17 protein-coding genes are annotated in these 25,674 nt (G+C 42.6%); 7 read left to right on the forward strand and 10 right to left on the reverse strand.

Annotation, left to right across the window (positions count from 1 at the left end; genetic code table 11):
• Window positions 1-50: 50 nt before the first annotated feature.
• The 3 genes from W03_RS11830 to W03_RS11840 all read right to left on the reverse strand — a co-directional run bounded on the left by W03_RS11830 (window position 51) and on the right by W03_RS11840 (window position 3,045).
• A complete protein-coding gene (locus tag W03_RS11830; RefSeq protein WP_244073533.1) occupies window positions 51-1,508 on the reverse strand; it encodes a catalase in 1,458 nt (485 codons plus the stop codon).
• A 224-nt stretch (window positions 1,509-1,732) separates the two neighbouring features.
• Window positions 1,733-2,473 (reverse strand): fumarate/nitrate reduction transcriptional regulator Fnr, encoded by a 741-nt coding sequence (gene fnr / locus W03_RS11835; RefSeq protein ID WP_375792735.1) that lies wholly within the window; start codon window positions 2,471-2,473, stop codon window positions 1,733-1,735.
• Between the two features lie 269 nt (window positions 2,474-2,742).
• Complete coding sequence (locus tag W03_RS11840; RefSeq protein WP_244073535.1) at window positions 2,743-3,045, reverse strand: c-type cytochrome; 303 nt, start codon at window positions 3,043-3,045, stop codon at window positions 2,743-2,745.
• Between the two features lie 541 nt (window positions 3,046-3,586).
• On the opposite strand from W03_RS11840, the gene W03_RS11845 reads away from it, so the two are divergent.
• The 4 genes from W03_RS11845 to cphA (W03_RS11860) all read left to right on the forward strand — a co-directional run bounded on the left by W03_RS11845 (window position 3,587) and on the right by cphA (W03_RS11860) (window position 12,666).
• Entirely contained in the window at window positions 3,587-4,342 is a 756-nt protein-coding gene (locus W03_RS11845) for a DUF2490 domain-containing protein (RefSeq protein WP_244073536.1), read from the forward strand.
• Window positions 4,343-4,602: 260 nt separating this feature from the next.
• A complete protein-coding gene (gene rapA / locus W03_RS11850; RefSeq protein WP_244073537.1) occupies window positions 4,603-7,503 on the forward strand; it encodes an RNA polymerase-associated protein RapA in 2,901 nt (966 codons plus the stop codon).
• A 256-nt stretch (window positions 7,504-7,759) separates the two neighbouring features.
• A complete protein-coding gene (gene cphA, locus W03_RS11855) occupies window positions 7,760-10,096 on the forward strand; it encodes a cyanophycin synthetase (RefSeq protein WP_244073538.1) in 2,337 nt (778 codons plus the stop codon).
• The gene (gene cphA, locus W03_RS11860; protein WP_244073539.1) at window positions 10,093-12,666 is read left to right on the forward strand and encodes a cyanophycin synthetase; all 2,574 of its coding nucleotides are present in this window, start codon (window positions 10,093-10,095) and stop codon (window positions 12,664-12,666) included. Before cphA (W03_RS11855) ends, cphA (W03_RS11860) begins: the two co-directional genes overlap by 4 nt.
• A 156-nt stretch (window positions 12,667-12,822) precedes the next feature.
• On the opposite strand, the gene W03_RS11865 is transcribed toward cphA (W03_RS11860), so the two are convergent.
• The 5 genes from W03_RS11865 to W03_RS11885 all read right to left on the reverse strand — a co-directional run bounded on the left by W03_RS11865 (window position 12,823) and on the right by W03_RS11885 (window position 20,413).
• Window positions 12,823-16,350: an FAD-dependent oxidoreductase gene (locus W03_RS11865; protein ID WP_244073540.1), complete on the reverse strand. Its 3,528-nt coding sequence runs from the start codon at window positions 16,348-16,350 to the stop codon at window positions 12,823-12,825.
• Window positions 16,351-16,443: 93 nt separating this feature from the next.
• Window positions 16,444-17,640 carry an EAL domain-containing protein gene (locus tag W03_RS11870; protein WP_244073541.1) on the reverse strand — a complete coding sequence of 399 codons (1,197 nt, stop codon included), beginning with the start codon at window positions 17,638-17,640 and terminating at the stop codon, window positions 16,444-16,446.
• Between the two features lie 244 nt (window positions 17,641-17,884).
• Window positions 17,885-18,418 (reverse strand): DUF934 domain-containing protein, encoded by a 534-nt coding sequence (locus W03_RS11875; protein WP_244073542.1) that lies wholly within the window; start codon window positions 18,416-18,418, stop codon window positions 17,885-17,887.
• A gap of 2 nt (window positions 18,419-18,420) precedes the next feature.
• On the reverse strand, window positions 18,421-20,160 hold the full coding sequence (locus W03_RS11880) for a nitrite/sulfite reductase (protein WP_244073543.1): 1,740 nt from the start codon (window positions 20,158-20,160) through the stop codon (window positions 18,421-18,423).
• Between the two features lie 25 nt (window positions 20,161-20,185).
• Window positions 20,186-20,413: a hypothetical protein gene (locus W03_RS11885; RefSeq protein ID WP_244073544.1), complete on the reverse strand. Its 228-nt coding sequence runs from the start codon at window positions 20,411-20,413 to the stop codon at window positions 20,186-20,188.
• 338 nt (window positions 20,414-20,751) lie between these two features.
• Here W03_RS11885 and cysB point away from each other — a divergent pair, with 338 nt between their 5' ends.
• Complete coding sequence (gene cysB, locus W03_RS11890; RefSeq protein WP_244073545.1) at window positions 20,752-21,687, forward strand: HTH-type transcriptional regulator CysB; 936 nt, start codon at window positions 20,752-20,754, stop codon at window positions 21,685-21,687.
• A gap of 540 nt (window positions 21,688-22,227) precedes the next feature.
• A complete protein-coding gene (locus tag W03_RS11895) occupies window positions 22,228-23,007 on the forward strand; it encodes a c-type cytochrome (RefSeq protein WP_244073546.1) in 780 nt (259 codons plus the stop codon).
• Between the two features lie 65 nt (window positions 23,008-23,072).
• On the opposite strand, the gene dut is transcribed toward W03_RS11895, so the two are convergent.
• Together dut and coaBC are read right to left on the reverse strand one after the other, a co-directional pair.
• On the reverse strand, window positions 23,073-23,522 hold the full coding sequence (gene dut, locus W03_RS11900; RefSeq protein ID WP_244073547.1) for a dUTP diphosphatase: 450 nt from the start codon (window positions 23,520-23,522) through the stop codon (window positions 23,073-23,075).
• A 22-nt stretch (window positions 23,523-23,544) separates the two neighbouring features.
• Window positions 23,545-24,759, reverse strand: coding sequence for a bifunctional phosphopantothenoylcysteine decarboxylase/phosphopantothenate--cysteine ligase CoaBC (gene coaBC / locus W03_RS11905; RefSeq protein WP_244073548.1), 1,215 nt, complete (start codon window positions 24,757-24,759; stop codon window positions 23,545-23,547).
• Window positions 24,760-24,949: 190 nt separating this feature from the next.
• On the opposite strand from coaBC, the gene radC reads away from it, so the two are divergent.
• Window positions 24,950-25,627, forward strand: coding sequence for a DNA repair protein RadC (gene radC, locus W03_RS11910; protein WP_244073549.1), 678 nt, complete (start codon window positions 24,950-24,952; stop codon window positions 25,625-25,627).
• The last annotated feature ends 47 nt before the right edge of the window (window positions 25,628-25,674 follow it).

Consider the following 25,674-nt stretch of genomic DNA (forward strand, 5'->3'; position numbering starts at 1 on the left):
AGACTATTGACGTAACAGTTATACTCATCAGGTTAATCTCTAAGCTCTATCTATTGCGGAACTTCAGTTAATGAGATACCCAACGCTCCGGCAACACCTGCACCATAGGCTGAATCAGCTTTGAGGCAATTACGAATATGGCGGATCTGAATTTCGCGCGGCACGCCATTTAAAGAACGCGCGGTGTTCTCAAAAAGAACTTGCTGTTGTTCCTTTCCCATCAGCCGAAACAAAGCACCTGGTTGTGAGTAGTAATCAGTGTCTTCACGATGATTCCAATGACCCGCCGCTTGACTCAAATCCAGTAAAGGCTCAGCAAACTCTGGTTGATCTTTCCATTCACCCTCGCTGTTAGGTTCATAACTCAGTGTACTGCCATAATTGCCATCCACACGCATAGCACCATCTCGATGATAGCTATGCACTGGGCAACGTGCCGCATTCACTGGAATTAAATGATGATTTACACCTAAGCGGTAGCGCTGTGCATCACCGTACGAAAACAATCGTCCTTGTAGCATCTTATCTGGAGAAAAACCAATACCCGGTACAACACTGGCTGGATTAAAAGCAGATTGCTCTACTTCAGCAAAGAAGTTCTCGGGATTACGATTCAGTTCCATCACGCCAACCTCTTTTAATGGATAGTCCTTGTGCGGCCACACTTTAGTGAGATCAAATGGATTATAGGATACCTTTGCAGCGTCTGCTTCCGGCATAATTTGCACGTACATCGTCCATTTAGGAAAATCACCTCTTTCCAAGCTCTCATACAGATCACGTTGATGGCTTTCACGGTCTTTGCCGATAATGGCTTCAGCTTCTGCATCAGTGAGATTACGGATACCCTGTTGCGATTTCAAATGAAATTTAACCCAGTAGCGCACATTATTTGCATTGATGAAGCTGAACGTATGACTGCCGAAACCGTTCATATGGCGATATGAAGCTGGGATACCGCGATCACTCATGACGATAGTGATCTGATGTAGTGCTTCCGGCAGTAATGTCCAAAAATCCCAGTTGTTTTTTGCGCTGCGCATATTGGTACGTGGATCACGTTTCACTGCATGATTGAGATCAGGAAATTTCAGCGGATCACGCAGGAAAAATACCGGTGTATTATTGCCAACTAAATCCCAATTACCTTCCTCGGTATAAAACTTCATTGCAAAACCACGAATATCCCTTTCCGCATCGGCTGCACCTCGCTCACCAGCCACAGTAGTAAAACGCGCAAACATTTCCGTCTTTTTACCAACAGTAGAAAAAATCTTAGCACGCGTATACTGGGTAATATCCTGTGTCACCGTAAATACCCCATAAGCACCAGAGCCTTTTGCATGCATACGTCGCTCAGGAATTACTTCGCGATCAAAATGTGCAAGCTTCTCCAGGTACCATACATCTTGTAGCAATTGCGGTCCACGTGGTCCGGCGGTCATGATATTCTGATTGTCAATGACTGGGCATCCGAAGTTGGTGGTTAATTTTTTGCTAGCACTCATATTGATCTCTTTTTTGTTAGTTAAATGAATTTTCCTAAAACTCTTTCATTGACTGAAAAATAATTTGGACTGTATGTAGTAAATCAGGAGTTATTTGCTTGATAAATTCTGGTCCGCACGTGACCCGATTGCTAGGGTTGTCACTGGAAAATGACGCACCAGATTTTCTGTTCTGGCCTATTTGCACTATTTAGATACAGCTTCCAACAAGAATTCTCATCACTTTAACTGACATCCGAATTATTTAATTTCATTTTTAAGCGACTGATATCTTTAATTTGTATATGCTTATTATCCACGATGATAATTTCTTCATCCTGGAATTTTGAAAAAGCACGACTAACTGTTTCAAGTTTCAATCCCAGATAACTGCCTATTTCTTCGCGCGTCATACGCAAATTAAAATTATATTCAGAGTATCCTCGTATATAAAAACGGCGCGATAAATTGAGCAAAAAGGAAGCCAAGCGTTCCTCAGCTTTCATGCTGCCCAATAACAACATTACTCCATGGTCCCTAACAATTTCACGACTCATGATTTTATGAAAATGACGCATTAACGAAGGTATGGCTCGACTGATTTCCTCTAACTTCGCGAAAGGAATCTCGCAAACCTCACTGTCTTCAAGCGCTATTGCATCGCAGGTATGCACATCGCTACTAATTGCATCCAAGCCGAGCAATTCCCCAGTCATATGAAAACCCGTAACTTGATGACGCCCGTCTTGCTCTAGAATACAGGTCTTTAAAAAACCACTCCGAACAGCATACAAAGATTGGAATTTTGCTCCCGCATGATGCAAATAACCACCACGAGTGATTTTCCGCTTCTGACTGACGATATCTAGATTTTTCACTTCATCTTCATTTAAGCCCACTGGTAGGCATAATTCACGCAAACTGCATGCGGCACAACTTGACTTGAACTGCACAATATCAAGTTGACAGTAAGCCGAAGGCTCTATCAATGCAGGCTTAAACAAAATATAATTGCCTTAACAAAACAAAAAATAAATACCTAACAACCCATCATAACAGCAAACAGCCACTTGTGGCACATAGCAAAAACCAGTTAAGTCACAAGCTATTTAGAGTACTGTGCCAGCCAAGCATTTTTGATGCATCCGATACTAGATATCGTACAAAATCTCAGTACTGAAGCTTAATCTGCAAACCGCTTGATCTTACCCTAGCAAACGTTAACTGCTATATCGTTCCGTTTCAACCGACTACTTTATTTGTTGACTTGGCTATTCGCTAAAATATACTCTGCTAAACGATTTGCGGATTCACCTTGAATATTCTTAAAAGCAGGCATACGTATACTACCCGTTTGAAATTTCTTAACGATCGCATCTTTATTGGCATTACTTCCACTCAAAACCATTGCAACGTTTGCGCTCACAGGTTTGTGGCACTCGGTGCAGGCGGTGCTAAAAATTTGTTCCCCAGAGGCATCGACAGGTGGCGTATAGTCTCTACTAGTTCCACATCCTGACAAGATTAATAAAGCAACAACACAATACACTTTTTTCATATCACATCTCTCCAATTAATTAGCAAATTTCTATAATTCTCTTCTATTATTTTTTTGTAAATAGATGCAGACCGTTGATAGATTTCCAATGATTTTTTAATTCCATTCATCAATCCAGCCTAATCCAGCTTAATATTTGTACTCAAAAAGCTAGAATGATGAACATTACCTAGTCGTATAACGTTTTGTCAAACCATTCTTTCCGGAATCTTGTAAAGATTTAACATTGATAAAACTCGACCTACAAAAACAAAAACCTTTGCTGCGACAAGGCTTCTTGTTAACATATTCTTAACACTAGCCATGTTATAGTTACCCCGCCTTACTACCGACGTAAGGTTTACGACATAAGGTTTACGACATAAGATTTACGATTAAAGTGGTTTAAATTGATCGTCATAACTAATATAGAGAAAAAGAAATACTCAATTAACAGCTTATCAAGTCTAAATGATAGGCTGTTTTGGTGCTGAGCGTAATAATTAATAATATGTGTTGATTGCTATATTACAAAATAATAATTGTCACAAAGGGAAATAGAATGATTAAAAAAATAAAAGTTTTAATTTTCGTAGCATTGCTAAGTATCTCTTCAGTAAAGCAAGCATTTGCTGATGCCACAGCCGAAGACTTTCAAGTGTGGGGTGCTGTTTTCTCACAAGGCAATTTTGGTTTCATCAATTCAAACAATCCGGATTTGAAAAAATTCAGATGGTGGATGGAAGGACAAGGACGCTTTGGTAATGATGCTACGCAATTCACGCAATCCTTGATACGCCCTGGTGTAGGCTATGCGATAACCGATAAATTGGTGGCGTGGGTTGGTTATGCGTGGGCGCCGACGGCAGAACCGCTTTCAGTCGCGCACCCATTTAATGAACACCGGATCTGGCAACAAGTGACCTGGGCCGATAATTTCCCAATCGGAAGACTGTCACTACGTAGTCGCTTTGAGCAACGATTCTTTGATCATAATGCGCCCATGCGTGGCGACAATGATGTGGCCCATCGATTTCGTCAATTGGTTAAACTGGCCGTTCCAATAACACCAATAGATCCGAATCTGAGTTTTATCGTTCAAAGTGAGTTATTCATCGCAATGAATACCGTTAGTAATCCAGGATTTATTTCTCGCGGTTACGATCAGAATAGGGCATTTGTTGGATTGGCTTATAAGATTAATCAGTATGCTACTATCGAGGCGGGCTATATGAATCAATTCATTAATAGACCGCATAGCGCTCGTCCAGATCAAATGATGCACAATTTTGTAACGCATCTTTTCCTGAATTTCTAGTCATTCCTATATTGATAGGACAAATAATAACAATCACATTAAACAGGAATATTACTAAACTTACTCTTCCGGTTAGTATTCATCTGCACTATTGCGATAGAAAGGATACTAACCGGTAAAATTTTAGCATTCGCTCGTTTCTAATCCCGATTACTTCCTGGAATACTTCTCCCGTATCGCAGTTAAACACATTCTCAACTGCGTGGAATACGCTATGCCATCATTTATGTCGTTTTACAAACTCATTTTGATCAACTTACATGCGTGACTTTAAGACAGGTCAACGGTGGATCTGTGATGTGGATTTGTCATTAGGCTTAGGTACGATTCAAACAGTTTACCCCAGAGTCATCAACATTATTTTTAACGCAACCGGTGAAGTTCGCTCGTATGCGAAAGATTCTGCGCCATTGACACGGGTTATTTTCCGGGTGAATGACATGATCAGCAGTCAAGATGGCGTTACTTTGAAAGTCTTACACGTTGTTGAACAGAATGGTTTGGTACTTTATTCTGGAATAACAGCAGCTGATCAAAAAATAGAACTGCCCGAAGCAGATTTAGCGCATCAGGTACACTTGAATCGCCCGATGGATCGGTTGATGTTGGGACAACTTGGCCAAAACAAATGGTTTCAAGTTCGCTATCAAACACTGCTAATGCGCCACCGGTTTGCACAAATGCCGTTGTACGGTTTAATAGGTACTCGAACCAGTTTGATACCGCATCAACTCTATATCGCACATGAAGTTGCACAACGCTATGCTCCTAGAGTTTTACTGGCCGATGAAGTAGGACTGGGAAAAACCATTGAAGCCGGCTTGATCCTTCACCAGCAACTCTTAACAGAGCGCGTTAAACGCGTGTTAGTGATCGTTCCAGAAACATTGATTCATCAGTGGCTGGTTGAGATGCTACGACGTTTTAATCTGCGATTCAGCATTTTTGATGAACCACGATACCAATCCATGCAGCAAAGCGCACCGGAGGATAATCCCTTTCATGCAGAACAATTAGTACTATGTAGCTTGGACTTTCTTCGTAATAATGACTCATCGTTTCAATCCGCATTAGCCGGAAACTGGGATCTACTCATTGTTGATGAGGCACATCACTTGCAATGGAGTGAGCACTCGGTTAGCCAAGAATACCGCATGATTGAAGCACTATCGGCCCGCACTAGTGGAGTTTTATTACTGACAGCCACGCCTGAACAGCTAGGCAAAGTGGCTCATTTTGCACGTCTACGACTCCTCGATCCCGATCGCTTTACTACACTCTCTGATTTTATAATTGAAGAGCAGCGTTATGAGCCCATCGCTGAAGCGATTGAGAATTTATTAAACGACAAAGCGTTGACGCCGAGCAATGAGCGAATCATCGCTAAAACTCTAGGCTCTGCCGAATCGACAAAGTTGTTAACGCAATTAATACGCAAAAAAGTCACTGATGGTCAAATTCGTCAAATAAAAAAATCACTTGCTGATCAATTGCTTGATCGGCACGGCACTGGTCGGATCCTATTTCGTAATAATCGCGCCACCATTAAAGGATTCCCTGGAAGAAAATTATTCCCAGCGCCACTGCCGCTACCTGAGCAATATCACCAATGCTTACAAGATCCTACTGAGCCCTATGCATCGAAACCCCATTTGCTTTTGAATCCTGAATTGTTATACCAATCCAGATCTGAGCCTGGCAATATCGATTGGACGGCAATTGACCCACGTATTTCATGGTTGCAAGATTTACTGAAGAAACTAAAAACAGAAAAAATACTGATTATTACTGCCAGCGCGCAAACAGCACTTGATATAGCCAAGGCACTTAAAATACTAACAGGCAGACATGCTCCTATCTTTCACGAGAGCTTGAGTTTGATTGAACGTGATCGTGCGGCTGCACTCTTTGCCAATAACGATGATGGCAGCCAAGTTTTAATTTGCTCAGAAATCGGTAGTGAAGGTCGCAATTTCCAATTTGCTCGTCATTTGGTACTGTTCGATTTGCCGCTGAATCCTGATTTACTGGAGCAACGTATCGGTCGACTTGATCGCATTGGTCAATCTAGCACCATCCATATACATGTTCCCTATTTAGAAAACAGCGGATTGGCTGTAATGTTTCACTGGTACCATGAAGGACTCAATGCATTTGAGAAAACCTGCCCCATAGGACAAACTGTTTTTAAGCAAATCGAAGCTGAGCTAACTGCAATCTTGCATCAAGCACCAACGAATCTCGATAAGCTGCCGAATCTACTTAGTGTGACGCGTTCTATTAGTGAAACCGTTAATAACCAACTGCGACGCGGACGCGATAAATTATTGGAATATCATTCGTTTCGTTCCGAAGCTGCAAACGAGTTATTACAGCTTGCATTCTCTCAAGAAAATGACTCATCACTCTCACATTATATGGAAGAAGTTTTTGACTGTTGCGGTGTTCATATCGAAGAACATCGCTCGGGCAGCTTCCATATTGAACCCAGCGAGCATATGACCATTCCTTTTCCTGGCCTGGATGATGAAGGCGCTATCATCACTTACTCGAGATCCGTAGCTTTAGCAAACGAAGATATGCATTTTCTAACCTGGGAACACCCTATGGTTTTGCATGCGCTGGATAGAATCACGGGAAGCGAGTCAGGTAACGCAGTGGTTACTTCTATCCAGCATAAAAATTTATCACCTGGAACCTTATTATTGGAATGCCTTTTTATTGTACAACCACACTACACTGGATTTCAGCAAATCAATCATTATCTGCCACCCACCTTGGTTCGAACTTTGGTTGATGAGGGAAATAATAACTATCAAGCGCAATTCAGTCACGAGTCGATCAATCCAATGCTTGTACCCGTTGCTATCAATATTGCTAAGCAGGTGATTCAGTTAAAGGAAAACAGCATCCTTAATCTATTTACACTTAGCGAAGAGCGCGCCAACAAGCAAATACCCAAGATTATTTCACAATCCCATGAGAGAATAAAACAACTCGTTCTGCCTGAAATTAAAAGACTCAGTGCTCTAAAGCAGATCAATCCCAGTGTTCGCGATGAAGAAATCGATTTTTTTGATCAATTGCTAAAACAAGCGACAATCGCCATTAATTCGGCGCAACTTCGCTTAGATGCAATTCGGGTCATCGTAGCAATTTAAGAATTTGTTTGATCCCTTGTATTCTCTTTCTGGTAGCATCCAAACCTGTCTAGTTTGAAGTATCGTACTCCACTCATTGAAATTATGACAAACTTCCTTATTATAAATTAGCAACTTAACAAATCATCACACTCCTTCTACTCTCTGACCGCACCGCCTGAGCATCTAGAATAATTAAGTATTATTTTTATTTCTTTGTAAACTTATTGATTCAGGTAGCGTTATTACGATATCTCTTTTAAGACTCATTTGCTTTATGTCTGAATACTCAAGTTCTAGTTCTTGTACCACAAAAAAAGATCTTAGATTTATTGATTTCAAGCACTTAAATGGCCCCAATCGCTGGACCTATTACCCAGCTCTAGAAGCAACGGTCGATATAGGGGAGTTAGAAGATTTTCCATCCGACAAGATATCCGGATTTTATGAACGATTGTCCGCATGGCTACCTTCACTCATTGAACATCGTTGCAGCTACGGAGAACAAGGTGGTTTTCTGCGTCGCGTCAAAGAAGGCACATGGCCCTGTCATATTCTTGAACATGTAACGCTGGAGTTACAAAATCTCGCGGGCATGAAAGGAGGTTTTGGTCGAGCGCGCGAAACATCTGCACGGGGTGTTTATCATGTTGTTGTTAGCGCCTGGCATGCCGAAATTACCAAAACAGCAATGCATTTTGCTCGTGAGTTAATTTTAACCGCAATGAATTTCGAGCAGCTTTCGTCACCTTCTTACGATATAGCCGGTGCCGTCAGAAAAATTCGCGACATGGTGGATTCACTTTGGCTAGGTCCATCGACAGCTTGCATCGTAGAAGCTGCTATGGCCCGTAATATCCCTATTATTCGGCTATTAAGCAAAGGTAATCTAGTGCAGTTGGGCTATGGTAATAAGTGTCACCATATTTGGACAGCCGAGACTGATCGCACTCCTGCAATCGCCGAAAGTATTTCACGCGACAAAGATTTAACTAAAACGCTATTGCAGTCATGTGGCGTACCAGTTCCTGAAGGAAAGATTGTTTCTAGCGCTCAAGAGGCTTGGGAGGCGGCTGAAGATATTGGCTTACCCGTGGTGATAAAGCCTTGTGATGGCAATCATGGTCGGGGTGTGTTTATTGAATTATCAAAACGCGAAGAAATTGAATCCGCTTATCAAATTGCACTCAGCGAAGGCAGTGAAGTCTTGGTTGAAAAATATATTGCTGGAACCGAGCATCGATTGTTGATTGTTGGTGGAAACTTGGTTGCCGCAACACGTGGAGATTCGGTTTCAGTTATCGGGGACGGTCATTCCACTATTTCTGAGCTAATTGAATCACAAATTAATTCTGATCCACGCCGAGGAAATACAGAAGATCATCCACTCAACTTAATACGCTTGGACAGCGCCGCCAAAATGGAGATCGCGCATCAAGGCTATGATACTGACTCGGTTATTCCTCCCGGCATGGAGGTTCTAATTCAACGTAATGGCAACCATGCTTTCGATGTCACTGACGAAGTTCATCCTAGCACCGCATCGATTGCATCATTGGCAGCACGTATCATCGGCTTAGATATTGCCGGAATAGATCTGGTGGTAAAAGATATTGCCTGTTCATTACATGAACAAGGTGGTGCTATTGTTGAAGTCAATGCTGGCCCAAGCTTATTAATGCACATTAAACCAGCAGTTGGAACACCAAGGCCGGTCGGTCAAGCAATCGTCGAAAATTTATTTCCCGTCAATGATAATGGCCGCATTCCCATCGTCGGAGTCACTGGCAGCTTTGGAAAAACAGCGGTTTCTTATCTCATCGCCAAACTGTTAATTCTTTCTGGTAAGCGCACCGGATTAGCGTCTAGTAATGGACTTTATCTCGATTATCGACAAATCGACAAAAATGACAGTGCGAATTGGACTGCTGCCAATCGTACTTTAATGAATCCGATCGCTGAAGCTGCGGTATTTGAAAATGGCTTTGATACCATATTGAGTGAAGGACTTGCTTATGATAGCTGCCAGGTTGGCGTTATTACCAACATTGATGTAAGTTGCCATACCGGTCGTAACGATATTGAAACAACCAAGCAGGTTTTTACTGTATTGCGTACACAAATAGATGCTGTGACGCCCACTGCGGCGGCGCTTGATGACGTAGAAAAAAATATAATATTGCCAACAGGTGCTGCGATTCTCAATGCCAAAGATGAAATGGTAATTGAAATAGCTGAATTATGTCACGGTGAAGTCATATTTTTTAGCAGCGACCCTAAGTCACCTGTAATTGCGCAACACTGTACAAATGGCACCGGACCTACACACAATAAGCGCGCTGTAATCCTACGTAAGAATACTGTCATTCTAATCACCGGAACACATGAATTGCCGCTAATCAAAGTATCGGAAATATCCTCTCAATCATCTTCTCAACCGAATACTCAGGAAATTGAAAATATACTAGCTGCCATTGCAGCTACTTGGGCACTGGGGTTAGAGATCAATCTTATACGAAGAGGCATTGAAACATTTGGCTTAAACCAACAAAAATTCAAACCTGAAAATCAAGACCCTTTAATTAATCCGCATCCCCAAGGAATTTATTTATGAAATTATTAAAAATCCGAGCATTACGTGGCCCTAATTTGTGGAGTCAACACACTTCAATTGAAGCAACTATATTTTGTAGTGATTCTGAAAACAAAATCAATTTGCAGGGTGGCTTTGAAACGCGCCTACGTGAACGCTTTCCAGAAATGCCTTTACTGCAAACAGCCGGTCATTATGATTCAATTACACTAACACATGTACTTGAATTGACTACCCTTACACTACAAACACAAATTGGCTGTCCAATTACATTTAGTCGTACTGCGAATACGCCTGAACCGAATACGTATCGGGTGATAGTTGAATATACAGAAGAAAAAGTTGGCAGACTCGCGTTTGAGATTGCACAACAACTGTGTACTGCCGCAATTGAAGATACGCCGTTTAATTTAACTGATGCACTCTCTCAGTTACACGATCTCTACGAGGATATTCGCCTCGGACCAAGCACTGGATCAATCGTAAATGCTGCCATTGCACGCAATATTCCTGTACGTCGATTGACCAACGGCAGTTTGGTACAATTCGGTTGGGGAAGCAAGCAACGCCGCATTCAAGCATCTGAAAGCGACCAAACAAACGCAGTTGCCGAATCGATTGTACAAGATAAGGAATTAACCAAAAAACTACTACATGCTGCGGGCATACCTGTGCCGCTTGGAAGAGAAGTCGATAATGCCGATGACGCATGGTCAGCAGCATGTGAAATTGGTACGCCAGTGGTTGTAAAACCACAGGACAGTAATCAAGGCAAAGGTGTTACAGTTAACCTTACTACCCAAGAACAAGTGGAATCTGCTTTTACAATTGCTGCAGAATTCAGCAGCAGTGTTTTAGTTGAGCGTTATCTTCCAGGAAATGATTATCGTATGTTGGTGGTCGATAACAAAATGGTTGCAGCCGCGAAACGCAATCCTCCGCAAGTTATTGGTGATGGCATACATACCATCCAGCAATTAGTAGAAAAGATTAATCTTGACCCGTTGCGTAGTAATGGGCATGCAACCTCATTAACGAAAATTCGTTTGGATGAAATTTCCGTGTCTCACCTAGCTACCCAGGGATTAACCATTGAGTCCATCCCTGCGAAAGGAATACGCATCGTCCTGCGTAATAATGCTAATTTATCAACCGGTGGCACCGCAACAGACGTTACAGACGATGTTCATCCAGAACTAGCAGCACGCGTAATAGCTGCTGCAAAAGTAGTGGGATTGGATATCTGTGGCGTCGATGTGGTTTGCGATGACATTATGTATCCGTTAGAACAGCAAGGGGGTGGTATTATTGAATTAAACGCCGCCCCAGGCCTGCGTATGCACTTGCAACCGTCATACGGAAAAGGACGCCATGTTGGCGAAGCTATCATCGATTATATGTTTGATAAGAATGATGACGCGCGTATTCCAATTGTCGCCATTACTGGAACTAACGGTAAAACAACTACCGCACGATTAATTGGCAATCTTTTTGAGAAAAACAATCAACGCCCTGGTGTTGCTTGCACCGACGGTGTTTTTGTTAACGGGCAATGTATTGATACCGGAGATTGCAGCGGCCCTAAAAGTGCTCGTAATATACTGTTTCATCCAGATGTAGATGCAGCTGTGCTGGAAACAGCCCGCGGTGGTATGTTACGTGAAGGCTTGGGATTTGATCGCTGCAATGTAGCGATTGTGACCAATATCGGCATGGGCGACCATCTTGGCATGGCCTATGTCAATACAGCAAAAGAATTGGCTGCCGTTAAAAGAGTTATCGTACAGAATGTTGCTTCGAACGGTTACGCAGTATTAAATGCCGCCGATCCACTGGTAGCCGATATGGCTGAATATTGTCCGGGATCTGTCATTTTCTTCGCTCGCGATAATCTTCATCATCCAGTATTGGCAACGCATCACGCTCAACATAAACGAGTTATTTATTTGCAAGGTCAGCACATTGTCGCTTCTGGTGAAGATGGCGAGCATAGAATTGCATTAAAGAATATCCCGCTTACACAAAATGGCAGCATTTATTTTCAAATTGAAAATGCAATGGCCGCGATCGGGGCCGCTTGGGCATTAGGGTTTAATTGGGAAGTCATACACGAAGGCTTAAGTAGCTTTATCAGCGACTCACAAACAGCGCCCGGTCGTTTCAATCTCTTTAATTACCGCAATGCCACATTGATCGCGGATTATGGCCATAACCCTGATGCTATACAGGCTCTTGTTACCGCTATCGATAATATTCCATCGAAAAAACGCTCTGTAGTGATTAGTGCTGCGGGCGATAGGCGTGATGAAGATATTCGCCATCAAACCCGTATTATTGGTGATGCTTTCGATAAGGTAGTACTGTATCAAGACCAATGTCAACGTGGACGTGCCGATGGAGAAGTGATATCTCTATTACGCGAGGGATTGGGCAATGCTCGGCGTACGCAAAAAGTAAGCGAAATCGTCGGTGAAGCCATCGCAATCGATACAGCACTTTCTAACCTAGAAGATGGTGAGCTCTGCCTCATCTTGGTTGATCAGGTCGAGCAATCTTTAGGACAAATTAATCACCGTATTGCTCTCGGCTAGAAGTTATAGGCTTCATATGAAAACCGGAGAGGTCATCAAATCAACCCCTCCGGTTATTTTGGGAGAAATATTGCGATGTTACTCGCAATATTTGTAACGGCATTTCTATCGCTACATTCAGAAATTTTAGAATACGTAATACTCTTTATTTTAGCTTTATCGTACTTCACTCAAACATTTTTTAATCCAACGATTGGTCAGTTTCTCTTGCACCGTGTTTTGACGTAAACGCGTCGCCAATCCAGAGAAATCAACTTGATCGAGCGGTTGATCCTGATTAAAGCAAGAAAACACATAGGTAATTTTTCCAGTTATAGGGTCTTTATGCGGTTGCAAACACTGCGCACAAATTTCTTTCATCATGCACTGCATGGGTGAATTAATTGAACCGATCGCAAAGTGATCTGATTTAAGATATTGTTTCAACTGATCATGACGCGCAACACCCACTGCAGCCATCATCCGATCTGAACCAATTGCAATAATATGATCCGCCGCACTGAGCGCAACCGGTTGATCGCCTAGTTCGCCACTGCCATATGCCACCATCGCTTGCACAATATTTCCAACAAAGCTTTTATCTTGAGAGCGAGTCGGTGAAAAACCTGGCGCTTCATCACAGCACCACACGACAATATCTGCAGCAGTTTCGATTTCTGCCACCTTGTAACGATCAACCAATTTTTTGTAGCCCGCAAAATAAAGCACCTTCGAACCAGCCGCTCGTGCAGCGGCACCAATCGAGAACAATACAGCATTACCTAGCCCACCACCAACCAATACTATAGTTTTTCCAGACGGAATCTCAGTTGGCGTTCCTGTAGGTCCCATTAATACGACCGGCTCACCCGGCTTTAAACGCATGCAAAGGTCTGAAGACCCCCCCATTTCTAATACAATTAGAGAAACTAAGCCATGTTCGACGTCCACCGATGCGCCTGTTAATGCAAGGCCTTCCATTGCCAGATGGGTGTCTTCAGTACTGGATGCAAAAGCGGAATAATTCTGTAAGCGGTAAAATTGCCCAGGGAGAAAGTGCTCTGCCGCCATCGGTGCGTGAATGACGACTTCGACAATATTGGGCGCCAACCTTTCAACTTTATGAACCGTTGGACGCAACTGCTGGCTCAATCCTGCAAAGAATTGCTGCGCGGATTGTTGAGATGCAGGTTGAATACGTTCCAATACACGGCTTACCGTAGGATAGCCTTGCTTTGCACTGGACATTGCTTTAACCACATTCCCTGAATAAGATGGATGCAGGTCCCCAAAAAAACTAATAAAGCGTTCACCCTTGTCGTCTTTGTAACGACTCATCAATACCATGGGCGTATCTGGCTTGGGGTTCGCAGGTTGTGGATGAACAATATTCCCTTGTTCATCGCAGGCCGAAAAATAACGACCATTGAGCTTATACAGTTCACTTTCCTCTCTCGCTAGTACAGTATTGGGTTGTGTTCCGGCTGCAACCAACAACGCTCGCGCAGGTAATTCAACATTACCAGAATCGTGCCATTGTCCGCTTTCATCGCGTCTTTGAATAGAAAAGTTAACGGAATTCATATGCCCCCATTGATCTACATTGACTCGCTCGGGGGTTAATCCTTCAGCAAACCAGATACCTTCTTCTAACGCTTTTTCTACCTCCTCGTGATTCAAGGTATAGGAAGGGCTATCAATCAGACGTTTCCGATAAGCGATGGTCGCTCCTCCCCAAGATTGCAACATAGGGATAATACGCGGCGCACGCCCATGTTGCTGCGCAGCCTGACGTTCAGCGCGAATAGCTCGACCGTGAGCGATAAACTCATCTGCAATTAATTGTTCTTCTACATCCCATGTTTGTCGAACGGCATCCTCGCTTTGAAGGGCAGTCAATATTTCATAGCGCCTCAAAAATTTCTCAACCTGCACGGGGTAATAAGCTAACGCTTCTGTAGCCGTATCAATCGCCGTCAAACCACCTCCTATTACAATCACAGGCAAGCGCAATTGCATATTAGCAATAGAATCACTTTGTGCCGCGCCTGTTAATTGCAGCCCCATCAAAAAATCAGATGCCGCACGGACGCCTCGCGCCAATCCATTCGGTAAGTCGAGAATAGTTGGACGCCCCGCTCCGCTTGCCAGTGCAACATGATCAAATCCCATCGCAAATGCATCATGAGTGCTTAGCGTTCCACCGAAACGTATTCCACCAAATAAAGCGAATTCTTCACGACGCTCAAGCAGCAAACGAATCACTTTTAAGAAATTCTTGTTCCAACGAACAGTAATACCATACTCCGCCACGCCACCAAAACCACCCGGGGTACGCTGATCGAGATCTTCTTCCAGGATACTGATGTGTTGAATAGCTTTAAACGGAACATGCTTGCCTTTCTGATTGACGCCGGATATAAACTCCGGTAACGGTTCGATTTTAAGCCCATCAATCCCAACCACGGTATGGCCATCGTTCATCAGATGGTGTGACAACGTGTATCCAGCCGGCCCCATTCCCACCACTAAGACCTTGCGACCTGAAGCTGCTTTCGGAACTGGGCGACGTAGATTTAACGGATTCCATCGTGTGAGCAAACTGTAAATCTCGAACCCCCATGGTAGTTCCAATACATCTTTTAACGTTCGCGTTTCTGCTTGCGGGATATCAACCGGATCCTGCTTTTGATAGATACAGGATTTCATACAATCATTACAAATACGATGTCCCGTCCCGGCGCACATTGGATTATCAACAACGATCATCGCCAAACTACCGATTGCAACACCCTGCGCTTTCAGTTTATGAAATTCAGAAATTCGCTCTTCCAATGGGCACCCAGTTAACAGAGCACCCAGTTCGCTTTTTTTAAATTCTCGCGGTTCATCGGGTAATTTGGTTTTTTGTATAAACCCTTTTGAACAAGAATCTTTACCTTGTTCATGACACCAAATGCAATAATTGGCCTCATCTAACGCGCCTATCAAGTCGGTACCTTTATCGCTTAAGGCAAACCCATTACGCTCACGATGATGACTCAGTCCGTGCACAGGATAACCTGCTGTTTCATCTGTCTCTAGTGACAATAACTTCTGGTAATTCAACTTTGCTGGGGATGAAAACAAAATACCTTGGCGAGTATGTCGCTGCCCTTCAGGAGTTCTCAAAGCCCATGCGGCATAATGCAGCGCTTTGTCCAAACGCGACTCATTGTTAGCCTCTGCTTCCATCCACTCGGCAACTTTACTGGCAAAGATTAATTCCGAGAATACTCCACCAAATTCCTGTGTAAGTTCTTTTTCCAAGGCCAGACCATCAATCGCTGCCAATTCATTATCACTGATTTTTGATTTGGCACGTCGTTGCACAAATTGCCTTTTGCAGAAATACAGTGGCGCCAGTGCATGATGCTGGGTGGCTAGTTGCTGTACTTCACTTGTAATACCAAATAGACGTGCAATAAAGTCTTCTAGCCACGGAGCAACATCGATCAATAGCGCTGATTCATCTTTTGGTAGTAGATTCTCCGGATATGCTCGCGCAGACTCCATTCTTTGCAACAATGCATCATCACTGCTGCTTAAAAAATCGATAAAAAGCCGATCCAGCTTAATGAGTCCATCACGTCGATAAAGATCAGCAATGGCAAAGCCAAAATTTAGATTCAATGAGTCCGTCGTATTTCCTTTTTGAGTATCCATTGTTATATTTAAGTTTGTTATATACAGTGACCAGTCTATTTATTTTTATTAAGCTTAAGAAGCCGCTCGGTAACTACTTTGACAATGCGTGGATCATTGATAATCCGATAGCCATTGGATAAACTCATCTGGCAACATCGGTTTGGCAACAAAATAACCTTGAATTTCATCACACGCAAGCTCAGCAACCAACTCGTAATCCGCTTGCGTCTCAACACCTTCGACCACAACATTCAAACCAAAAGCTTTACCTAATTTTATGCTGGATTCCAGAATAACGCGCGTGGCAAAATCTTCAGATGCGTTATGAACAAAGATTCGATCGATTTTAAGTTCCGTAAAAGGCATATATTTAAGCGTCTCCATCGATGCGTAACCAGTACCAAAATCGTCAATGGATAAACCAAAGCCTTTCAGCCTGAAGCGTGTCAAAATATCGAGCGTTTGCGCAAATCCTTTTCCTAAATTTCCTTCGGTAATTTCTAAAATGACTCGGTCAGTTGGCACATTGGAATTCCAAACAATTTCTTGATAGATCTCAGGCAGATTAAACCGATCCAGGTTTTCCATCGAGATATTAACCGAGATTTTCAGATCGATCCCTTGCTGTAGCCATACCTCCAATTGTCGAACCGATTTTCTTAAAATATTGCGAGTAAAATCGTTGATAAGATCATTGTCTTGCTCAATAACAGAAATAAAATTATCAGGAGAAATATAACCATATTTTGCATGACGCCAACGCGCCAAACATTCAACACTTGTCACTTTACGGGTCAGTGCAGAAACTTTAGGCTGAAAAAACACACTTATTTGGTTGTTCCGCAAAGCTTGTTTAATTTCTTCTACATCAAAGATTCTAATTTGGGTCGAATAATCCGATGCTTTATAGATGGGCAGTGGTAACTTCTCAAGCACAGCCGCTAATGAATCCAACGTGACCGGTTTCGCCAATGTACCCATAATATTTAATCCATGTGCAATTGCCAAACGCTCAGCTGCCTTAAGTAAATCAGTCTCGACCCCAGAAAATAATACGATTTTTCCACTATATTTCTGATTTGCAATATTCCGCAAGAACTCAATGCCATCCATACCTGGCATTTCAATATCACATATTAACAAATCAATCGGTTCTGTTTGATTTGACAAAACCCACAAGCCAGCTTTGCCATCTTCAGCCAGAAATACTTCATCGATAGCAAGCTCCCTGAGCATCTGACTAACAAATTCAAGCATAAACTTGTCATCGTCAAGGATTAGTACACGTATATTTTTCTTATTATCCATGCGGAAAAATAGTGCAATCCCGCTTAATCATCGCAACGAATGTAAATACTTTCATCATTTCAAAACTATGCCTATCACTACACGCAAAAGAACTAGTTTTGCAAAAAATTCTATCTATTACCAATAATGTTTCACAATGCTAATTCGTATTACCGGCAAAGTTACAATGGCCATCTCCTCCATCGCAAACTATTAGAGCGAGCATTTTTATTGCATCCAAAACATCCATAGCAGAATTTGATATTCATTTAATTCTCACAGATGTAGGATTTCTACTGCGATGCACCCTGCGAAATAGTGGCAACTTTTGGTCAACAGATTTTTGATAAAACTCTGAGAAATCGCTCAGCCCCTTTATGGCATCCTCAATTTTACGATCTGGGCGCGGTTCAAAAGCATCGAACCCGACGCGTTGCATATAAAGTAATTGATCGCGCAGTACGTCGCCTATTGCACGCAACTCCCCAGTATATCCAAGCCGTGCACGTAAATTATAAGCAATGGAGTAACTGCGTCCATCAGAGAACTTCGGAAAATCTACTGCAATCACAGAAAATTTATCGACATCGTCTTTCAACAACTCTGGACGTTCATCACTGGCCAACCAAACACCCAGTTCAGAGCGTTTTAGCAAAGTTTCTCGTTGCTGTAACCAAACTTGCAACGGAACAATGATTTTTCCATCAGGTACGAATACGCTTTCAGGTGATTGCTGTTCGCCAAGTCGGAATACAATCCAGTTATCCTCGACAATGATTTTATTTTTTATTATTTTCATTATTAGAATCTTGGAGAATAATAAGGAACGTTATACTGCGCTGGCACTACCGCATGTTTGTTATCAACAGCTTCCTCTTCAATCAGTTCAGTCGCATAGACATAATCTTTAAAGGGTGCAAGGCCGATTCGGCGCACCGTATCAATAAATCGCTCAGCCTCGATTCGATCACGCAAATAAACTTGCAACAATCGATCAATCACTTCCGGTACTTGGTTAAATGAAAAAGAGGGACCAATAATCTTACCCAACGAGCTCTCATTACCTTCTGCTCCGCCAATGGATACTTGATACCATTCTTCATGGTCTTTCTTTTCCACCCCCGTAATGCCGATATTCCCAATATGATGCTGCCCGCAAGCATTCATGCAACCCGAAATATTCAAACTGATATCGCCAATGTCGTGCTGAAAATCAATATTTTCAAAACGCTCCGCGATTGCTTTAGCCAATGGAATAGAGCGTGCATTAGCCAACGTACAAAACTCCGCTCCGGGGCAACTGATAATATCCGTCAACAATCCATAATTCGGCTCCGTCAGTTCGTATGCCGTTGCTTCTTGCCACAAACCAATCAAATCTTTTTTGCGAACATCGGCCAGAATCACATTTTGCTTGTGCGTGATACGCAATTCCCCAAAGCTATACCGATCCGCTAGCTCCGCCATTACTTCCATTTGCTCCGCAGTCGCATCTCCAGGAACATTTCCGACTTTCTTCATTGATAACACAACAATGGCATAACCCGGTTGTCGATGCGGCAACACATTTCGCAACATCCAGTTTGAGAAAGAACGGCTGTCGGCTTTAAATTCACTCAACCTGGAATCATCGTTAGAAAGCGTTTCATAAGCCGGACCGACAAAGAAAGAGCGTACTCTCTCAATTTCTTCAGTCGTTAAGGTGCCGGGGCCATCTTTAAGATATTTCCAATCTTCCTCTACTTGGCGTTTAAATTCATCAATACCGAGTGCTTTGACTAATATCTTGATACGCGCTTTATATTTGTTGTCACGTCGCCCATACTGGTTATACACGCGCAAAATAGATTCGACATAAGTAAGAATATGTTGCCACGGTATAAAATTATTAATCTCGACACCGATAATGGGTGTACGGCCCAATCCTCCACCGACCAACACGCGGAATCCAATTTCACCTTGTGTATTTTTAACAATCGATAATCCGATATCATGCGCATAAATCGCAGCGCGATCCTCTTTCGCACCACTGATAGCAATTTTGAATTTGCGCGGCAAATAGGCAAACTCAGGATGAAACGTGCTCCACTGACGTAAGACTTCGGCGTAAGGTCGCACATCCACCACCTCATCTTGCGCAACTCCTGCAAACTCATCCAAAGTAATGTTACGTACGCAATTACCAGACGTTTGAATCGCATGCATTTCAACCGATGCAAGGTCCGCTAGAATGCTAGGTACATCCTGCAATTTGAGCCAATTAAATTGGATATTCTGACGCGTAGTAAAATGTCCATAACCTCGATCATATCGGCGAGCAATGTGCGCGAACATGCGCATTTGCTCCGAAGAAATCAAACCGTACGGAACTGCAATGCGCAACATATAGCCATGTATTTGCATGTACAAACCATTTTGCAGCCTCAAAGGCATAAATTCTTCTTCTTTCAGTTCTCCCGAAAGACGACGTTTCACTTGATCGCTAAATTGCGCAACTCGCTCTCGTACGATTTGATAGTCATATTGATCGTAACGGTACATTTTTTACTCCTTTTTCCTTTGGCTGCTATGAACCTGAGGTATAGCGTTTAGATACCGGTAGCAGTAATGCCGCATCCAATGGGAACTTGGCACCATAATTCAAAATATGATCGACATCAGCATCCTCGTCATGCCGTAAAGCCATGCCAATATAGGCATACTCACCTTTTTCTCCTACCACAATTCCGATTCGTCCACCGCAACCATTAAACCATGTCACTTGCTTTGGTTTGTTTTCAATATTCGTGCTCATCCATCATCCTTGTTTCATTATGGAAAAGAATCTCATTCCTACCTGCTTCGATATTCAATTATTTTATTGCCTGACACTCGCCCGCAGATGTTAAGAGACTCCTCCATCACAACGCAACCAAGCGCAACAGTCGGGTATTTTACCAAAAAACAACCCTGATATTCGACTTGTTCAATCAACTGTCAACCATACTCGAGATAAAAACAAGAAACATTCCGCGCTACACCAACTATCGGCCATGATGGGATGATCGGCATCATAACAACAGAATTGTATAATTCAAAATAATATTGTGTTAGATTTATATAACTATTACTTATGAAGATCACGGAGAAAATGTGAAGCTACAGCAATTACGGTACTTATGTGAGACCATCAATCAAAACATGAATCTATCTAAAGCCGCAATAAAGCTCCACACATCCCAGCCCGCTATCAGCAAGCAAATTCAACTGCTCGAACAAGAGCTCGGCGTCGATATCTTCCTACGTAACGGTAAGCGCTTTATTCAAATCACCCCGGCTGGGCAGTTGATTGTAAAAACCGCCAAAGAAATGCTACATGAAGCAGAAAATTTAAAAAGAATCGCTCAAGAGTACAATAATGAAACCGGTGGAACACTCACGATTGCAACGACTCATACGCAAGCACGCTATACTTTACCGGTAGTAATTAAGCGCTTTATCACACGCCACCCAAAAATTAAATTGACTCTACGGCAAGGTAATCCAACGCAAGTTTCTACCATGGTTATTTCTGGAGAAGCCGACATTGTAATTGCAACTGAAGCAATCGAGCATTTTCACGAGCTTGTGATGCTCCCTTGCTACGACTGGAATCGCTGCATTGTAGTGCCTCCTAAGCATGCGCTCTTGAAAAGCAAAAAAGTCACTCTAGAAGCCCTGAATCAGCATCCTATCATTACCTATGATTCAGCTTTTACCGGGCGCTCAAAAATTAACCAGGCTTTTGAAACAAAAGGCATGGAACCGAATATAGTGCTCACTGCAATTGACTCGGATATCATTAAAACCTACGTGGAACTGGGATTAGGCGTTGGTATACTCGCCAATATGGCATTTGACAAAAAGCGTGATAACAACCTGAGATCGATTGATGCCAGCCATTTATTTGAATCCAGCACAACACGTATTGGCATCAATCGTAACAGCTATATCCGAAGCTACATCTTTGACTTTATAGAAATGTTTTCGCCACACTTAACAAAAGCGACCGTAATGGCTAAATTACAAAACAGAAATCCGGTTCCCTGAAATTACGCTACAACAATCTTTGAGTAAAACAAGCGATCGCGGTTTCATTATGCACCGATATTGGATGTAGCATGGTGTTCGAGTATTCAAGATTTCTGCTTCAAGATACTGGAGCAATGTCTATCATTGTTTAGCCGTGAACTTGCTTTTATGTCGATAAGGCATAGCACCCGGAAACATCGCGATGCCTTGAAGTCCGAGAAACATTGAACGATACTCGAGTTAAGGAAATTACCCGCAAATCAGCAGACGATATTTGAATTTTCCGACAAGCCGATTTACGATATGTTGAAAACCCAGTGGTAGTTTTTATACGCTAATCGATCCAGAAAATAGCGCTGGCTTATTGTTTGATGGAACCACTGCGCCCTAGAGTAGATTTACTGTTGCTAAAAGTTATTCTAACGGACTGTTTAAAGTTGAACAAACCACATCAGCAAATATCTACCATAAAAGTTTCCTGCATTAGTGGAAGAATAAAAATTGCTAAACCGACTTAAAAATATCCGATCTATTGTTTTATTCTTAGCTGCCATCCTTGTGAGTTCCACATCTTATGCAGTACGCCTACCTTCAATCGAAAATCTGCAGTTGCAAATCAAAGATTCACCACAAGTTATTAACGTTATAGAACCTCATTTGAGTCAGAAAGACGACATAACCGAGATAGCGTATTTTGGTTATCCTATAGCGAAAATATTCGATTGGTTATTTGGATCAACATGGCAGGATCAAGGAGCTTATATTGAATTCATAGCTCTGGATGGCTATTTTTCGCGGGTTAAAGTTTCCCGATTTAACCAATATCGCGCTTTTCTTGCATTCGGTATTAAGGATAAATCGGAATTTATTATTGACAATTCTGAACAAGGTGAAAAAAATGTTCAGTTGGGACCTTATTATCTCATCTGGGACAATATCGATGAACCAGAACTTGTAGCTGAAGGAGCCACAAATTGGCCTTATCAGATTACTGAAATTGTAATTTCAAAACAAGACAAACAAGCATTGCTACCACCAGATCTTGCCGAAATGTATAGTGAGCATGCTGAACTAACGCAAAAGTACTGTCTCACTTGTCACCAAGTCAATGGGTATGGTGGTAGCAAGTGGCCTATTAATCTGGCATCGCAAATCAAAAAGATGTCAAAAGAAGCATTTAAATCTTGGGTCTTAAATCCCCGCGCTCAAAATCCTGCTACCTCGATGCCTCCATTACTTGAAACTCTGACAGAAATGAAGCGTCAAGAAATTGCCGATAAGATTTATGAATATCTCCTGGTCTTACCAGAAACTATTGCTCCATCATCAGGAGAATAACAATTGCTTGTAACTAATCTATTAGATTATTTTAAGATATTCTAATACCCTTTCTACCTATAGGATTAGTGTTTTCCTGTACTACCAAACCCCCCTTCTCCTCGATAGCTTTGATCAAAGCTATCAACCCGAGCGAACTCAACCTGAACGACAGGAACAATCACCAATTGTGCAATTCGTTCCAGTGGATTGAGCTGAAAGCTATCCTGCCCCCGATTCCAACATGAAACTAGAATTTGTCCCTGGTAATCGGAATCAATCAATCCAACCAAATTACCCAGTACGATACCGTGCTTATGACCAAGCCCGGATCTCGGCAAAATTAATGCTGCCAAATGTGCATCAGCCAAATGAATGGCGATGCCCGTGGGAATAAGGCAAGTGTCTCCCGGGTCCAGCTGAATGGTTTCCGCAATGCAAGCACGTAGATCTAAACCTGCAGAACCTGGCGTCGCGTAAGTTGGCAAGCACTCATTTAAGCGATCATCAAGAATTTTGATAGCGATTTTTTTCATACAAGAATTCGAGTAGCATTTATTATGGTTTGAAAAATGTACTAATGTGTTGAATTAAGTGTCTGGCTTGTTCAAGCTTTGGCGCTCTCGGGAGAATATGTTCACCTTGATCATCCAGGAGGATCAATTCATTATCATCGGAACCGATTGCATTCTGCGCCCAATTTGCAACCATCAAAGGTAGCCTTTTTTTAATCCGCTTTGCTTGTGCGTTTTCCAGTAGATTTTCGGTTTCCGCAGCAAAACCCACGCAAAATGGAGGATCCGATGCAGTTGCTATGGTCATAAGAATGTCTGGATTGGGCGTTAGCTCTAAAGTTAAATTGTGATTGGTTTTTTTAATTTTTTGCGCACTCATCGTTGCCACACGATAATCAGCAACTGCTGCCACACCGATGAATACATCGGTGGAAGGAATTTCATACTGTACAGCAGTCAACATTTCGTTGGCACTAATCACAGCGACAAATTTATCAACCGCCGGTGGCGTTAAATCCGTTGGTCCTGACACCAATGTTACATTCGCGCCGGCTTCTACTGCAGCTTGCGCAATAGCATAGCCCATTTTCCCAGAGCTCTTATTTGTAAGGCCACGCACAGGATCGATTGCTTCGAATGTAGGGCCGGCGGTGATCACGATTTTTTTATTGATCAATAAGTGCTTATTTTGCCAGAAAGTAATTATTGCTTCTGCTAATTCGGTCGGCTCCACCATGCGCCCCATGCCAACTTCACCGCAAGCCTGGATACCATTAGCCGGACCTACTATTCGAATGCCGTCACTACGCAACATCGCAAGATTACGCTGCGTGGCGGGATTTTCCCACATTTGACGATTCATCGCCGGGGCAATCATCAATGGGCAATTACGAGCGAGGCACAAGGTCGAAAGCAAATCATCGGCAATGCCATGCGCAAGCTTTGCTATGAAATCAGCACTGGCAGGAGCAACCATAATGACATCGACCTCCCGCGACAAATTGATATGCGTCATGGAACCAGATGCATTGCTTTCCCATAACTCGGTATGAACAGGATTACCTGTCAACGATTGGAAAGTAAGTGGGGTAATAAATTGACACGCGGATCGTGTCATTACTGTCTGTACAGTAACAGCGCTTTGTGACAGCGTATGCGCTAATTCCGCAACCTTATAAGCCGCAATACCGCCGGTAATACCGAGCAGTACGCGTTTTTCTTCATTGCGCAATGAATGATGGGAAGATGATTCGTGCATGCTCTTAGAAATAAAAGGTGCTTCCCTTCTAGGAAAATAATTTTTTGCAGTTATGGTCAGTTACCAATAGGGGTGATTCAATCTCTCGTTCATCGTGCCGCTAATACCCAAGCATCGGGAGAATTATTGCAAATTTTACTTCTGAATCTGTGTTTTGGGTATTGATTTCTTTCATCATCATAATAACATTATGACCATCAATCATTGGCCTGCATCCGAACGCCCACGGGAAAAATTATTACAAAAAGGTGCCACGGCACTTTCTGATGCCGAACTACTGGCTATTTTCTTACGCACCGGCATCGCAGGCAAAAGTGCCGTAGATCTTGCACGAGATTTGCTGAAACACCTAGGCAGCCTCAGTAATATTTTTTCGTCGAGTCAAAGTGAATTCTGTCAACTACCAGGTTTAGGTAGTGCAAAGTATGCACAGCTCCAAGCGGTATTGGAAATGTCTCGACGTGCATTAGCGGAGGAACTAAAATGCAGCAACGTACTCAATTCCCCGCAATCGGTGCGAGATTTTTTACGACTTAGCATTGCCCGAAAGCCACATGAAGTTTTTATGGGCATTTTTTTGGATACCTGCAATCAGATTATCGCCAGCGAAGAACTCTCCAGCGGCACTTTAACGGAAACCAGCGTCTATCCTCGAGAAGTCATTAAACGTACATTACACTACAATGCGGCGAGCGTCATTTTCGCGCACAATCATCCTTCAGGCAAGGCAGAGCCAAGTCAAGCGGATCTACTGTTGACACAAAGGTTAAAAGCAGCGCTCGCAATGATCGATGTCAAGCTACTCGATCATTTCATCATCACCACTAACAAAGAAATCCTATCCTTTTCAGAACTCAATCTTATTTAGAATCGCCAATCCAAATCGCGTTTTATCCGTTGCATCGTGTTTGAACA

It is taken from the genome of Nitrosomonas sp. PY1, from assembly GCF_022836435.1.
In the GTDB taxonomy this organism is placed as follows: domain Bacteria; phylum Pseudomonadota; class Gammaproteobacteria; order Burkholderiales; family Nitrosomonadaceae; genus Nitrosomonas.